The organism is Priestia sp. VA7, from assembly GCF_055710015.1.
In genome coordinates this window covers 21688-34501 of record NZ_JBVQPN010000003.1, presented here as the reverse complement: position 1 = coordinate 34501, position 12814 = coordinate 21688, and the positions used below count along the sequence as shown (strand labels likewise).

Here is a 12814-nt window from a genome sequence, read left to right as displayed (position 1 = left end):
TTGTTTGAACGGAAAAAGGAGCATACAACCTCTATGAATACACGAGATCAACTTATCCAAAATGTGGTTTCCACGATGCGAAACCAAACGAAAAAAATGCAGCTATCGGTTATCCCCACTTTAAAATCATATATTCCTTTAAATGAATTTTTAGCGCTTCGCCTGCTGTATAAAGAAGGCAATCATATCGTTTCTGAGATTGCAGAGCATATGCACATCTCAAACAGCAGCATGACGTGCGTCAGCGACCGTCTCATGGAAAGAGAATTTGTCACGCGCGTACGCAGTCAAAAAGACCGCCGCGTTGTCTACTTATCCATTACGGATAAAGGAAAAGCGTTTGCAGAAGAAATGGAAAAAGTACTCACCAAAGAATATGGTGAAAAGCTTAGCCATTTTACGGATGAAGAATTACAAACGTTTCTTCGCTTGTTAAATAAAATGGATATCTAATAAAAAACCAGATGCACGCTAAGCAGGCATCTGGTTTTTATTTTGGTTAGTTGTTGTTTACCTTCAAATTAAAGGCGTCTGAAGTTAAATCTTTTGAACTGTCGTTTTCATAATCACTTACATACGGAATAAATCTAAGCATAATAACGTCTTTATCATTCCGGTACTCTCCGTCCATCTCTAGCACCTTGTCTGTTCCTCCTCCACTGCCGCTTTCAGAAAGATCTCTTCCATTTTGGTCTTTTATTTTTACGCCCACGTTCGTTCCGTTTCGAATGCTTCCTGTTGACGATGTAAACGTATAGTGTAGCTTAATCGAAACAGGCGATACGCGAACTTCTTTGATGGACAATACGCCTTTTATTCCTTTTTCGTTAATCGGAATTTCTTTATTCAACGGATACACTTTTGTATCAGTAATGATTTTTGAGCCGTTTACGCTTGTATGAACCGTCCAATTTCCTTTAATTTCTCCGTAGGAATCCCGGTAGTTCCCGCTTTTCGTCTGAGCAGGATTCTTTTCAAATTCTAGACTTGTGAACTGCGCACTGATTTGATAGTTTTTATTTGGATCAATATGATCTAGTACATTGTAGCCTTCCACATCGATTTTCCCGTCTCCGTTCGTGTCCGCTTGCGTTAGTTTTAAAGCGTACAGATAGTTCCAGCTTCCGTCTTTGTTTTTGATTGGTTCCTTTCTAATACTGGAAGCCGAATCAAAAAACGACATGTTGCCAATTTTCACGCGCAGCTCTCCCGGTCGAATTGATGCGTCTCGGTTAAGCCCTAGTGCAGTTCTTCTAAATTCATCTGCGCTGATCGTTAATCCAAGCAGCACCTGTCCGTCATCCAGCATCAGTTCATTTACTTTTACTTGAATGCCTTGGTCAGTCGCCGTTTCATTTATCATTTTTTTATAGCTGCTCAAGCTGCCTTCAGGCTTGTTCATAAGCAGCTCGATTTGCTGGCCAATTTGCTGACTGATTCGCACAGCCGATGCCCATACCGTTTCGTTTTGCATCATTACAGGCGTCACAGCAAGCAGCAGCACCGCAGCGGCGATCAGCGGACGCGCTTTTTTTCGAGTCGGCTTTATGTCATGTTTTAAGCGTTTTTTCATACGCTTTTTCTCGCTTGCCGTTAGCTCAATTTCTTCATATTCATCAAAATCTACAGAAGATCCGTTTAATAAGTCATATTGATTTTTCATCTTTGTCCCTCCTTGTTTCTTATTTGAAAATCGCTTTTAACTTTTTGCGTCCGCGCGACAGCCGGTTGTATAAATTGCTGATGGTAGTCTGCTGTTTTTCAGCAATTTGCTTCAGCTCGACTTCCTGTAAGTAATACGCTTTAAACAGCTCGCGGTCTCCTTCGCTTAAGTGACCTAAGAGTTCTTCCACGTCGTTTGTTTGAATGTTATGAACTTCTGACGTTTCACCCATTCCCGCTTCGCTAAGCGATTCGTGCTGCGTTTTTATGTATTTGCGCTGATAGTCAATGGCTTTGTACTTAGCAACAGCTGCAACCCAATTTTTAAACGTATTTTTCTCCGAATCAAAGCGATCAATATGATGCCACACCGCTAACAATACGTCGTTTACACACTCTTCCTCGTAGCTTTTCAGCGTGCCTAAATGCTTGCGTACAATGGCCGTAATTAATCCTCCGTACTGATCGATTAACAGCTCTAATCCTTTTTCTTTTTTTCGCGTTATACACGCAACAATCCAGTCATCTTCCATGACATTGCTCCTTTCCGCTTGCTTTTACATCTATTAATACGGATTCTTTTTACAAAACCTATCAATCTTCCTAAATTAAATGACAAATAAGCTTGTTCAGTATTTCTCTTGCTGGTAAAATAAGCTAAAACCTTTGAAGGAGGCCGCTATGATTACCTATCCTTTTCTTACATCCAACCCAACCATCGGTATAACCGCACCTTCTTCTGGTGTACCTCAAGCTCTTCATTCCATGTTTTCTTTATCGTGTGAACAAATGAAAGAAAAAGGCTTTTCTGTTATACCGGGAGAAACCGTGTGGACGCAGCATAAAGCAAAATCCGCTTCTCCTAAAAAACGTGCAAATGAGCTTCAAGCCATGATAGAAGATAGAAACATTGATATCATTATCCCGCCTTGGGGAGGCGAGCTGCTGATTGAAATTCTTGAACATCTCGACTTTACAAAATGGACAGCAAAATGGGTGCTTGGCTATTCTGACACCAGCGTTCTTTTGCTGGCTATTACACTTAACACCGGGATTGCAACGGCTCATGGAACCAACTTTGTGGACTTGCGAGGAGAGCACTGGGATCCAACGACTGCGATGTGGCAGCAGGTGCTGACGACCAAAAAAGGAGAAAGCGTGGTTCAAATTTCTTCTGATCGCTATCAAAAAGAATGGCAGCATGACAACCCGTCACCATGCGTGTTTCATTTAACGGAACAAACCGCTTGGAAGCATACGGAGTTAAGCGACGTGCACATCAAAGGGCGTCTTCTCGGAGGATGTATTGACGTGATCAGGCACTTAGTAGGAACTCCTTTTGGAGATGTAAAAACGTTTCTAGAAAAATACATTCCTGCTGAGCCGGTCATTTGGTATTTTGACAACTGTGAACTCACGACCGCTGACCTTCGCCGCTCGCTTCTTCAGCTTAAGCTAGCGGGCTGGTTTGATAACTGCTCAGGTATTTTATTCGGCAGAAGCAGCGCTAATAAGCCCGTTGATTCCTACACCGCTGAAGACGTGTATCTCGACCTTGCTTCTGACTTACATATTCCAGTTATCTATGACATCGACTGCGGACACCTCCCTCCTCAGCTCACGCTTATTAACGGCGCGTATGCGAGTGTTAACGTAGAGAAAAATAAAGGCAGAGTTGTTCAATACTTTACGTAAAAAAAGAAGCTTGTATAAAAGTAGTTTGATTGAAGGAAGATCCGAACGAATTGGATTCTTGATGGAGAATCCAATTCGTTCGGATTTTTTATGGTTATGGTGAAAGTAGATTTGTTTCATATATGTAGGTGCTTCCAATGGTTGATTGGAGGGCAAGACGAAGACTCCTGCGGGAAAAGCGGAACAAGTGAGACCCCGCAGGAGCATTTGCGACGAGGAGGCTCACCGGCCGCCCGCAGAAAGCGAAGTCTTGCACGGAAATCAACAGCGGTTCATTTCGTTATGTCTCAACCTTGTTTTACATATCTCTCATCAACACTAAAAACGAAGCAAACATGAAAAAGGTTGCTCCAAGCCACGAGTGATAGTGCTCTTTTTGATTTCTTTCAAACTTCCATTCTTCGAAACCTCGAAGCACGTACAGGAGAAACAAGAAAAGAAACATAAAAACGGATGTGTAGGCTGGAGGCATAACAAAGATCAGCACTAAAAACGAAGCAAGCAGCACCATTTCAATGGTGATAAACAGCGGACGCCTTCCTTCAAAGCTTCTCCAATAGCTTTTTTTCATCTTTGTATGCAGCTTTTTTCGCATGACAAGATCCAGAAAGATATAAACGACTGCCAAAATCAGCAAATACACAAGCGTCATTTTCACTCCTCCTTCCGGCTAAAAATATCCTTATACTTCCATTTTAAAGAACTTCCCACAAATTTCAAGCGTCTAAAAAATCTTTACACAACTTATGAGTGCAAGCATTCATATATTTAAAAATCGCTAATATATTGACTAATGTACAGGTTAAATTCTCTGTATAAACTCATCTAGAGGGGGACATCAAGTTATGAGAATAAAAGAAGTAAAGCAAGGTGCACTCGCAGCGCTGAAAAACCGCTGGGGATTTGCCGTACTGCTTACGTTCGTTACGTATTTAATCGCTGCCGGTATTCCAGGACTTATTGACTTTTTAATCAACGGATTTCCAAGCGGGTCCGAAACTGAATACTCTCAGTCTACCTTAGCTAATATGGTATCCCTGCTGCTCGTACCGCTCTTTTTCTCTTACTACTGGGTACTATTGCGTCTGGTTCGAGGAGAAAGTGTACGTGTAGGAAATGTGTTTGATTCGTTTTCATCTGCGGGACTATATTTTAGAACACTCGGACTTTACTTACTAACGATTATTTATACCGTGCTATGGAGTATTTTATTAATCATTCCTGGCATCATCAAAAGTCTTGCCTATTCACAGGCTTACTACGTATTCCGCGATAACCCCGATTATTCGGTGAACCAATCTATTACTGAAAGCAGACGGTTAATGAACGGCTACAAGTGGACCTACTTTTTACTCCTTTTAAGCTTTATCGGCTGGGGCATTTTAAGTATCATCACGCTTGGTATTGGGTTATTATGGCTCGTTCCGTACGTAACAACTTCGCTTGGTGTGTTTTATGAAAAGCTAAAAGCAAATGAAACTGAAGTAGCTGAATAAACGAAAAACCGTATTCGAGTTGCGAATACGGTTTTTTATTTAGGTTTGGTATTCTCTCCATGTACATTAGTTGAAATTTGCCCCGTTATTCACTAAGTTCGATACAAACTATGTTACCATCGAACTATATACTCTAGAAACAGCAGCTATTTAGCTGTTGTTTTTTTATTCCCCTCTCCTTTTTCAACGAAAAAATAGAAAAATTCCATCCTCCTTACATATTTTCTAATAAATCTATGAATCTCCTAAACATTTCTACCTAGATAAATTGTCAGAATTATTACAGAGAAGGTGACAATTCTACTTATATCGCCCTTTAATATTAAAACTATGTTACAAAATGTCGTAATTTGGAATTAGATGTTTACTTTTCCTGTCAGGATTGATAGACTCACAGTTGTGAATAAAACAAGTTATGGAAAGGGAGAAAGAACATGCTAAAGAAAGCAAATCGTACAGTTATGAATATGGGGTTAGCAGCATTACTTGTTCCCGCTGCCCTAACATTTAGCACAACTTCAGCAAGTGCAAATGACGGAGGCGCTGCACCAGCACCCGTACAAGAAAAGGTAACGGCAAGCGTACCTCAACAACAAGCAACTACTACTACTAATCAAAAAGTCATCGTAAACGTGAGTGCGTTAAATATTCGTCAAGGAGCTAGCTTTTCATCTCCAGTCGTTGGAACTGCAACACAAGGTCAAGAGTTTGCTATTTTAAAAGAAGCAAACGGCTTAGTTGAAATTGCACCAAACAAATGGATTTCAAAAAGCTCAAGCTACGTAACAATTGCATCAGGTAAACCAAGCGCAAGCCAAGTAAAAGGTGTAAGCACATCAACTCCTTCTACCTCTACAGCATCTACATCTGCAGCACAAGAAACAAGCACACCAGCACCTGCTCCAACAACAAGCACGGCTTCTGGAAGCACAGTAAATGTTGCACGTAGTTTAGTAGGATCACCTTACCAATGGGCAGGAAACACACCAAGCGGATTTGACTGCTCAGGCTTTATCGCATACGTGTTCAATCATAGCGGTCACAGCATTTCACGTACAAGCGTAGCCAACTACTGGAACATGGCGACAAAAATTTCGTCTCCACAACCAGGCGACCTAGTATTCTTCCAAAACACATACACAAGCGGCCCATCTCACATGGGAATCTACATCGGAAACGGCCAAATGATTCATGCTGGTTCACACGGTGTAGCAGTAGCTGACCTAGATGTTTCTTATTATCAAGATCATTTCTTAGGATACGGACGCTTCTAAGAAAAAAATGCCCTCTAATCGTTAGATACGTTCTAACGATTAGAGGGCATTTACTTTTTATCGCTGCGCTACTGAAAGCGCCTTTTCAATACGCGTTTGAAATTTATGCTTCCAGTCTTCAGCTAGCTCAGCCACTTCTAAAGCACGCTGCATTCCTTCTACATCTTTTGAACGGTGGAAATATAAATCAAGTGTGAACCACACGGATACTTGATCTGGATGAGCTTGAATTAACTTCACTTCCGCATCTTGCGTAATCGTACCTTCTTTTAACACGCGGCAAAGATAGCCCGTATAGCTTGTCTCAATCATTCGTTTTAAAATTCCTTTAACGCCCGTTCTTTTTGTAATCGTGTCACATGGATTTCGACCTTGCGTCACTTGAATAACGGCGTCTCCTACTTGATAAACGTCTCCAATGCATACGTCTTTTTCAACCATGCCTGATAGCACAAGATTTTCTCCAAACGCAGACATTGGCAGCTCCGTATCAAACTCTTCGTTCCATTTTTTGTAGTGTTCATACGGATACACGCACACCGCACGATCCCGTCCGCCGTGATACCTTAAGTCCGCTACGCCGTCGCCTTGAAATCCTTCTTTGGCTAAAAACGTTTCGTCTACTTGCTTCTTGCATATGCCTGTACGTATTTCTTTGCCGGGACTGTATGCCATTTGTTCAGGCATGCCGGTTGCTAAATGAATTATTTTACGTTGATTCATTTGTATCTCTCCCTTCCCCATTTTCCCTTACTAATTACGTCATATTTTACCACATTTTAAAGATAGATCTCTTATTTTTCGTATATTCCACTAAAATCTTGGCAATATCATGAAAGTTTAAAAAATATTTCACAATTATATTAAAAATATCTTCATTTCCTCTTTTTCTTTTGTTCGAAATGATTTAAGATAGTAGAGGCTGTCGAAATATAAGTTATTATGTCAGCTCTGCATGTTTTTTTACATATTAGCACATAGTAAATATTATTTTACAATTACGTCATTTTTTTAATGGCCTAAAAAATTTTGCCCATTTTTACTAAAATTAGCGTGAAAGTCCTGATTTTTATATAAAATAGAGGCCGATTTACATAGTCATTTCTATGTACGTCCCTCTTTTATAAATATAGAGTACATGTAAGGAGAAAAGTAAATGTCAATTTTAATGGGAATTATCGGAATTGTAATTGTCTTAGCAGTTGCGTTCCTCATGTCAAACGACAAGAAACTTATCAACTACAAAGGCATCGCAGTTATGCTGCTTATTCAGCTCGCTATCTCTGCTTTTATGATGAATACATCGATTGGTCGCAAGGTACTTGACTTTATCACAAGTGTATTTACAAAGATCTTATCATTTGGTAACGACGGAATTTCGTTCGTGTTTGGAGATCTTGCAGGAAAAGGCATTTTCTTTATCCAGACGTTAGTTATGATTGTATTCGTTTCAGCATTATTAAGTATTTTAAACTACTCTCGTATTTTACCCTTTGGGATCAAATATATCGGAGGACTTGTTTCAAAAATTACCGGACTTCCCCAAATTGAAAGCTTCACAGCCGTGAATGCGATGATCTTTGGTGATACAACGGCGCTAATTGCGGTGAAAAACCACATCGGAGGTTTAACACCAAACCGTTTATTTATTGTTACAACAACATCATTAGTATCCGTTTCTTGTTCAATTCTAGGCGCATACATGCAGATGATTCCGGCGGAATACGTCTTAATTGCCCTTCCGCTAAACGTATTCTCTGGCTTAATCGTTTCTTCTATCGTTGCACCAGTAAAAGTAGAAGATGAAAACGAAGTCGATATCAAAGCACCTGCTAAGCAAGGCACGCTGTTTGAAGCAATCGGCGACGGAGCACTAGACGGCGGACGCGTTGCGTTAATCGTAGCAGCGATGCTTGTAACGTACGTTGGTCTTTTAGCATTAGTGAACTACGTATTAAACGGCGTCATCGGATTAACTGTTCAAGACATTTTAGGCTATATCTTCTACCCAATTGCCTTTATCATGGGTATTCCGGCAGATGAACTAATGAAAGCCGGCGGCGTAATGGGAACAAAAGTAGTAGCAAACGAATTCGTTGCCATGCTTGACTTCCAAAAAATGATGCCTCACCTTTCTGAAAAAACGGTTGGGATCGTATCAGCTTACTTAATCTCATTTGCCAACTTCAGCTCAATTGGTATCGTTCTTGGTACGATCCAAGCAATCAACGGCGAACAAGCTTCACGCGTTGCGAAGTTCGGCTTGAAGATGCTGTTAGTCGCGACAATGGGATCGATTTTAACAGGTATTATGGTTGGATTATTTATTTAATGAAAAAGCACTCACTTTTAGTGAGTGCTTTTTTGTTGGGGGTGGTTCTTTTGGGATTATATCTGGAGCGTTTCTACAATGTTGAAATTTATTAAATATCTCTGTTGCCATACTCCGAGTTATCCGCACTATTATCAAATGCTTTTTATCTTCATTCTAATAACATTTAAATTAGTTTTACATAATGGATTAAAGCAATATCTTTTATTCAATAAAAAAGACAGCTTGCTTTATCAGCAAACTGCCTTTTTTGTAATGACCCGTCCGGGATTCGAACCCGTGTTACCTTTTTAAAAGGACAATTTCTCGACCACTCGGTCAACGGACCAGATAAAATTATAAAATGGCAGAGAAGAAGGGATTCGAACCCTCGCATCGCGTTAACGATCTACTCCCTTAGCAGGGGAGCCCCTTGAGCCACTTGGGTACTTCTCTGTATGGATTTCCCACTGAGATACTGTGGAATAATAGTAGGCCTAAGCGGACTTGAACCATCGACCTCACGCTTATCAGACTTGGGCTCTACCAAAATGAGCTACTTCCCGTTTATGGCGCGCCCGAGAGGAGTCGAACCCCTAACCTTTTGATCCGTAGTCAAACGCTCTATCCAATTGAGCTACGGGCGCTTCCTAAAATGGTGCGGATGAAGGGACTTGAACCCCCACGTCATAAGACACTAGATCCTAAGTCTAGCGCGTCTGCCAATTCCGCCACATCCGCATGTGAAAAATGGTTGCGGGGACAGGATTTGAACCTGCGACCTTCGGGTTATGAGCCCGACGAGCTACCGAACTGCTCCACCCCGCGATAATAACAAAGATATAATGGAAGAGGAAGAGGGATTCGAACCCCCGCGGGCTTTGACACCCCTGTCGGTTTTCAAGACCGATCCCTTCAGCCAGACTTGGGTATTCCTCCATATTTCAGGGTCAATGGTGGACCTTGTAGGACTCGAACCTACGACCGGACGGTTATGAGCCGTCTGCTCTAACCAGCTGAGCTAAAGGTCCTTTCTAAGCTCTCTATTAGAATGTGGATACGGCAATCGGATTTGAACCGGTGATAAAGGTATTGCAGACCCTGACTATGCCAACAATAAGTATGGAAATTATTTATAGTCAGTTACATTTATCCGTATGCTACCCCTTCATATGAAACATGGACTAGTAATTTAATAATTAATATCTGTTTCGCTACCAACAAAAATTATTTTACCTTATAATTTCGTAGAAGTCAACATCTATGTAATTTGTGTTTTAATACTTAATTTTGCAATTATTAAGTAGGAACATACACCTAAATAAAAAAACTCTGTAACAAGAATCATGATTCTTGTTACAGAGCTTATTTTTATAAAAAGGTTTGCGTAATCGCACTTTCTAAATCTCTTGTAGAAGATTTTAGGTATCGTTTTGTAACATTCACATCAGAATGGCCTGCTAATTCGGCAACTGTTGCAATATCTATCCCTTTCTTAACTAACTCATGACAGAAAGTGTGGCGTAATTTATGAGGATTTACATTATATTTTTTTAACATGTACTGAACCGTACGTGCAGACATTCTTCTATCAAAATTAGAAACAAATAAAGCTTCATGATTAGAATCAAGTGAATCAATATATTTCTTCAAACTATTCCTTGCTTCTGTAGAAAGAGGAACAAATCGCTTTTTACATCCTTTAGCATTACGGATAATTAAAAAACCATCAGATTTGTTAATCTCTACGTCTTTACGATTCAAAGCACAAATCTCTGATACCCGAATCCCTGTATGTAATAAAGTATATACAATAGCAATATCACGAAGGTTTCCCTCTTGCTTTACTTCAGATAAAAGGCGGTCACGCTCACTTGCTTCTAATGACTGTGGTACAACCTCGTTATTTTTCTCTTTTTGTTTACGTTCAATATTTTGAACAATTTCTGGTTTTTCAAGAAAGCGTGCAAAAACGCTAATTGTTACAAAAGCTTTTTCTATAGTCGACGCACTTTTATTATTAGATTCAAGGTTAATCATATAAGTTTGGACATTATTTCTTGTTACTTGATCTAAATGTTTACCTTCACTTAGAAGCCATTCATGAAATTGGTTTAACACTGCTCTATAGGTTTTAATCGTATTATCAGATTTGCCTGATTCTATTAACCATTGGCTAAAGTCATCAATCAACGGAATAACTTCTAGGCTATTTTTTTTCACTCTAAATCCTCCTACATACACTAATAAATTACGTCAAACATAACATTTAATTTCGTAGAAATCAATTTAAACGAAATTAATATACAAAAAAACAGCCCATCATTGATATGATGGGCTGTTTTTTTGCCTGACAACGTCCTACTCTCACGAGGACAAAGTCCCCATTACCATTGGCGCTAGAGAACTTAACTTCCGTGTTCGATATGGGAACGGGTGTGACCTCTCTGCTATCGCCACCAGACCTATTAAAGATAGTTTTCTTAACACTAAATAAAAATTGCTAAGTAAAAACACCGTGCACCCGTCATTGACATGATCAAATAAGCGTTACTTGTACAGTTAGCTCGACCGGGCTGTGCTGCAACACACAGAAGAATCTACTTATGGCTGCTTCCTTCCGGACCTGACCATGTTCATAGGTTTCTGTTGTGCAGGACCTAGTTGTCAACACCACTTGTCCAAGTCAGATCTTACCTGACTCATACCTCTGTTAGGAATTAAACCCTGCTAAGGCGGATTGCAGGTTACAGGGCACCGCCATCTCCCCGTCTAGCACGGTATGTATAGTTAAGGAATTCCCACTTATGTCGTCCTCCCAATCTGTTTTGTGAACCCGCGATCTCGCAGGTGGGTTTCCGCATATTAACGTTCTAGCAATCCTGTTTCAAAGACAGGCATGGCATCAGTCAACAGATGTAGGAACCCCCAATAAACAGTACGGTTCAAAACAAATAGGGCATAACGTGCATCGTAGGATAAGTATTTAATGTGTTTATTGATGATATAGATTATCCTACAATAAAATTTCGTAGAAGTCAACATAAACGAAAAAATAACTCCTAACCCTCAATGTTTTATTGATGTACTGTTGTTGGGAAGGGATTTCTTTGAAAGATGGAAGTTATAAGGAGTCGCGTTTCATTATATTGAGTCATCCACTTAAAAGTGAAGTTCATTATGATTAGATTTTTATACAACCTTGATCTAACCACACTTTTCTGATGTGGTTATTTTTTCTTCTCATCCTCTCTCGATAAAAATAACAGAAAAATAAAAAAGCCTAAATAAAGCGGCTTTTTTATTTTAAGAGTAAATTATTGTTCTGCTAGTTCAGATATAGAAACACTTTGCTTATTATTTGGTTCATCCAGGTTATGAATTGTAGCTATTCCATTTTGTTGGTCTACATGCTCAATGTAAATGCTTTTCCCGTTATATATTACATTCGCCATATCCACTGAATCGGCAATTTCTTGTGCTCTTTGTGCATCCATCTTTATCTAGCCTCCTTTTTATTTATGACAGTGAAAGTATTTGTTTTTAATTAATTTTTATGCATTTAATTCCTCCATACAAAATCAATTTTAATTTTTCAAATGAGACATAAAGCAGTAAAAAAACTATCTCGTTCATAATTTGAGATAGCTTTTTATTTTATTATTCAATTTAATCTTCTTCTGGAATCTTAATTAAAATGGCTATAGCTATAGTTGCCAAAAATATAACCCCTAAAGTTAGCAATAGACTCGTACTCATGTGCCTCATCTACCCTTCTCTCTTCATCCCTATGATTCCATTTTAGCAGAGGAAATTAGGTAATAAAACTGGAAATGATAGCGTTTTACTAAAAAATTATACATGTTAAGATAATGTAGTTGTTTTAACTCAACCAATGTATTCAACTTTTTGCTTGAATAGAGCAAGCTACCTCTTTCCTATTTTGGGGTAGCCCTTTTTTTATCGTGATAAAATAAAATGTTGTTTTGGATCTATTCCTTCCTACCCTCGGTTTACATTCGTTATTTACGAATCTGTTCAATCTCTTCTTCTGTAAGCTCCGTTAATTCAGATATTGTTTGATTATCCATACCTTTTTGCAGCATTCTTAATGCTACTCTCTTAACAGCTCTTTTTCCCCCTTGCTTTTCAGCTTTTTTTAATGTCAATTTTTCATCTACTTGGAATTCCTGGTTTACTTCATAAGTCATTAACATTTGGGGATCCTCAGTTACACGTGCCCATTCATTCATCGCGTTTTTCAACGTTTGATCTTTCTCCATTACAACTTCCTCCAAAAATGAGTAAAATCTTCATCTCTTGACACTTTAAACAACAGTAATTGTTTTACTAATTATGTGTCTCTTTTACGATAC

The 12814-nt window shown here is 39.3% G+C and carries 13 protein-coding genes, 6 tRNA genes, 1 rRNA gene and 2 other RNA genes; 6 read left to right on the top strand and 16 right to left on the bottom strand.

Translation table 11 applies throughout. The annotated features are described in order from the left end of the window. Positions 1 to 33: 33 nt before the first annotated feature. Positions 34 to 453: a MarR family winged helix-turn-helix transcriptional regulator gene (locus AC0C45_RS12560; RefSeq protein ID WP_016765035.1), complete on the top strand. Its 420-nt coding sequence runs from the start codon at positions 34 to 36 to the stop codon at positions 451 to 453. A 46-nt stretch (positions 454 to 499) separates the two neighbouring features. Here AC0C45_RS12560 and AC0C45_RS12555 read toward each other — a convergent pair whose 3' ends face one another. Further along, the gene (locus tag AC0C45_RS12555) at positions 500 to 1663 is read right to left on the bottom strand and encodes a DUF4179 domain-containing protein (protein ID WP_237892682.1); all 1164 of its coding nucleotides are present in this window, start codon (positions 1661 to 1663) and stop codon (positions 500 to 502) included. Positions 1664 to 1682: 19 nt separating this feature from the next. Then, positions 1683 to 2195: a sigma-70 family RNA polymerase sigma factor gene (locus tag AC0C45_RS12550; protein WP_016765037.1), complete on the bottom strand. Its 513-nt coding sequence runs from the start codon at positions 2193 to 2195 to the stop codon at positions 1683 to 1685. Between the two features lie 148 nt (positions 2196 to 2343). On the opposite strand from AC0C45_RS12550, the gene AC0C45_RS12545 reads away from it, so the two are divergent. Together AC0C45_RS12545 and AC0C45_RS12540 are read left to right on the top strand one after the other, a co-directional pair. Then, on the top strand, positions 2344 to 3357 hold the full coding sequence (locus AC0C45_RS12545; protein WP_237892683.1) for a S66 family peptidase: 1014 nt from the start codon (positions 2344 to 2346) through the stop codon (positions 3355 to 3357). 141 nt (positions 3358 to 3498) lie between these two features. Beyond that, positions 3499 to 3696, top strand: coding sequence for a hypothetical protein (locus tag AC0C45_RS12540; protein ID WP_237892684.1), 198 nt, complete (start codon positions 3499 to 3501; stop codon positions 3694 to 3696). Here AC0C45_RS12540 and AC0C45_RS12535 read toward each other — a convergent pair. Next, positions 3656 to 4009: a DUF4181 domain-containing protein gene (locus AC0C45_RS12535; protein ID WP_237892685.1), complete on the bottom strand. Its 354-nt coding sequence runs from the start codon at positions 4007 to 4009 to the stop codon at positions 3656 to 3658. The genes AC0C45_RS12540 and AC0C45_RS12535 overlap by 41 nt on opposite strands. A 193-nt stretch (positions 4010 to 4202) precedes the next feature. On the opposite strand from AC0C45_RS12535, the gene AC0C45_RS12530 reads away from it, so the two are divergent. Both AC0C45_RS12530 and AC0C45_RS12525 read left to right on the top strand, forming a co-directional pair. Next, complete coding sequence (locus AC0C45_RS12530; protein ID WP_237892686.1) at positions 4203 to 4853, top strand: DUF975 family protein; 651 nt, start codon at positions 4203 to 4205, stop codon at positions 4851 to 4853. Between the two features lie 434 nt (positions 4854 to 5287). Further along, positions 5288 to 6127 (top strand): C40 family peptidase, encoded by an 840-nt coding sequence (locus AC0C45_RS12525; RefSeq protein WP_237892687.1) that lies wholly within the window; start codon positions 5288 to 5290, stop codon positions 6125 to 6127. Between the two features lie 57 nt (positions 6128 to 6184). On the opposite strand, the gene AC0C45_RS12520 is transcribed toward AC0C45_RS12525, so the two are convergent. Next, positions 6185 to 6850 carry an MOSC domain-containing protein gene (locus tag AC0C45_RS12520; protein WP_016765041.1) on the bottom strand — a complete coding sequence of 222 codons (666 nt, stop codon included), beginning with the start codon at positions 6848 to 6850 and terminating at the stop codon, positions 6185 to 6187. A 433-nt stretch (positions 6851 to 7283) separates the two neighbouring features. On the opposite strand from AC0C45_RS12520, the gene AC0C45_RS12515 reads away from it, so the two are divergent. Further along, complete coding sequence (locus tag AC0C45_RS12515) at positions 7284 to 8459, top strand: NupC/NupG family nucleoside CNT transporter (protein ID WP_016765042.1); 1176 nt, start codon at positions 7284 to 7286, stop codon at positions 8457 to 8459. Between the two features lie 344 nt (positions 8460 to 8803). Here AC0C45_RS12515 and AC0C45_RS12510 read toward each other — a convergent pair. The 12 genes from AC0C45_RS12510 to AC0C45_RS12455 form a co-directional block, all read right to left on the bottom strand. Then, positions 8804 to 8894, bottom strand: a tRNA-Ser gene (locus AC0C45_RS12510). 114 nt (positions 8895 to 9008) lie between these two features. Then, positions 9009 to 9085 (bottom strand) — tRNA-Arg (locus AC0C45_RS12505). 9 nt (positions 9086 to 9094) lie between these two features. Beyond that, positions 9095 to 9179, bottom strand: a tRNA-Leu gene (locus tag AC0C45_RS12500). Between the two features lie 10 nt (positions 9180 to 9189). Beyond that, positions 9190 to 9266, bottom strand: a tRNA-Met gene (locus AC0C45_RS12495). A gap of 18 nt (positions 9267 to 9284) precedes the next feature. Then, positions 9285 to 9377, bottom strand: a tRNA-Ser gene (locus AC0C45_RS12490). 15 nt (positions 9378 to 9392) lie between these two features. Then, positions 9393 to 9469 (bottom strand) — tRNA-Ile (locus AC0C45_RS12485). Between the two features lie 340 nt (positions 9470 to 9809). Beyond that, a complete protein-coding gene (locus AC0C45_RS12480) occupies positions 9810 to 10661 on the bottom strand; it encodes a tyrosine-type recombinase/integrase (protein WP_047931330.1) in 852 nt (283 codons plus the stop codon). Between the two features lie 125 nt (positions 10662 to 10786). Continuing rightward, a 5S ribosomal RNA gene (rrf, locus tag AC0C45_RS12475) occupies positions 10787 to 10902 on the bottom strand. A gap of 52 nt (positions 10903 to 10954) precedes the next feature. Next, positions 10955 to 11219, bottom strand: an RNA gene (ffs, locus tag AC0C45_RS12470) — signal recognition particle sRNA large type. A gap of 13 nt (positions 11220 to 11232) precedes the next feature. Continuing rightward, positions 11233 to 11421: non-coding RNA, 6S RNA (ssrS, locus tag AC0C45_RS12465), on the bottom strand. A gap of 334 nt (positions 11422 to 11755) precedes the next feature. Further along, positions 11756 to 11935, bottom strand: coding sequence for a small acid-soluble spore protein H (locus AC0C45_RS12460; protein WP_029714236.1), 180 nt, complete (start codon positions 11933 to 11935; stop codon positions 11756 to 11758). A 525-nt stretch (positions 11936 to 12460) separates the two neighbouring features. Beyond that, on the bottom strand, positions 12461 to 12721 hold the full coding sequence (locus AC0C45_RS12455) for a hypothetical protein (RefSeq protein ID WP_237892688.1): 261 nt from the start codon (positions 12719 to 12721) through the stop codon (positions 12461 to 12463). Between the last annotated feature and the right edge of the window lie 93 nt (positions 12722 to 12814).

Coding starts and splice junctions, on each gene's coding strand:
- AC0C45_RS12560 (WP_016765035.1), top strand. CDS start 34: ATGAATACACGAGATCAACTTATCCAAAATGTGGTTTCCACGATGCGA.
- AC0C45_RS12555 (WP_237892682.1), bottom strand. CDS start 1,663: ATGAAAAATCAATATGACTTATTAAACGGATCTTCTGTAGATTTTGAT.
- AC0C45_RS12550 (WP_016765037.1), bottom strand. CDS start 2,195: ATGGAAGATGACTGGATTGTTGCGTGTATAACGCGAAAAAAAGAAAAA.
- AC0C45_RS12545 (WP_237892683.1), top strand. CDS start 2,344: ATGATTACCTATCCTTTTCTTACATCCAACCCAACCATCGGTATAACC.
- AC0C45_RS12535 (WP_237892685.1), bottom strand. CDS start 4,009: ATGACGCTTGTGTATTTGCTGATTTTGGCAGTCGTTTATATCTTTCTG.
- AC0C45_RS12530 (WP_237892686.1), top strand. CDS start 4,203: ATGAGAATAAAAGAAGTAAAGCAAGGTGCACTCGCAGCGCTGAAAAAC.
- AC0C45_RS12525 (WP_237892687.1), top strand. CDS start 5,288: ATGCTAAAGAAAGCAAATCGTACAGTTATGAATATGGGGTTAGCAGCA.
- AC0C45_RS12520 (WP_016765041.1), bottom strand. CDS start 6,850: ATGAATCAACGTAAAATAATTCATTTAGCAACCGGCATGCCTGAACAA.
- AC0C45_RS12515 (WP_016765042.1), top strand. CDS start 7,284: ATGTCAATTTTAATGGGAATTATCGGAATTGTAATTGTCTTAGCAGTT.
- AC0C45_RS12460 (WP_029714236.1), bottom strand. CDS start 11,935: ATGGATGCACAAAGAGCACAAGAAATTGCCGATTCAGTGGATATGGCG.
- AC0C45_RS12455 (WP_237892688.1), bottom strand. CDS start 12,721: ATGGAGAAAGATCAAACGTTGAAAAACGCGATGAATGAATGGGCACGT.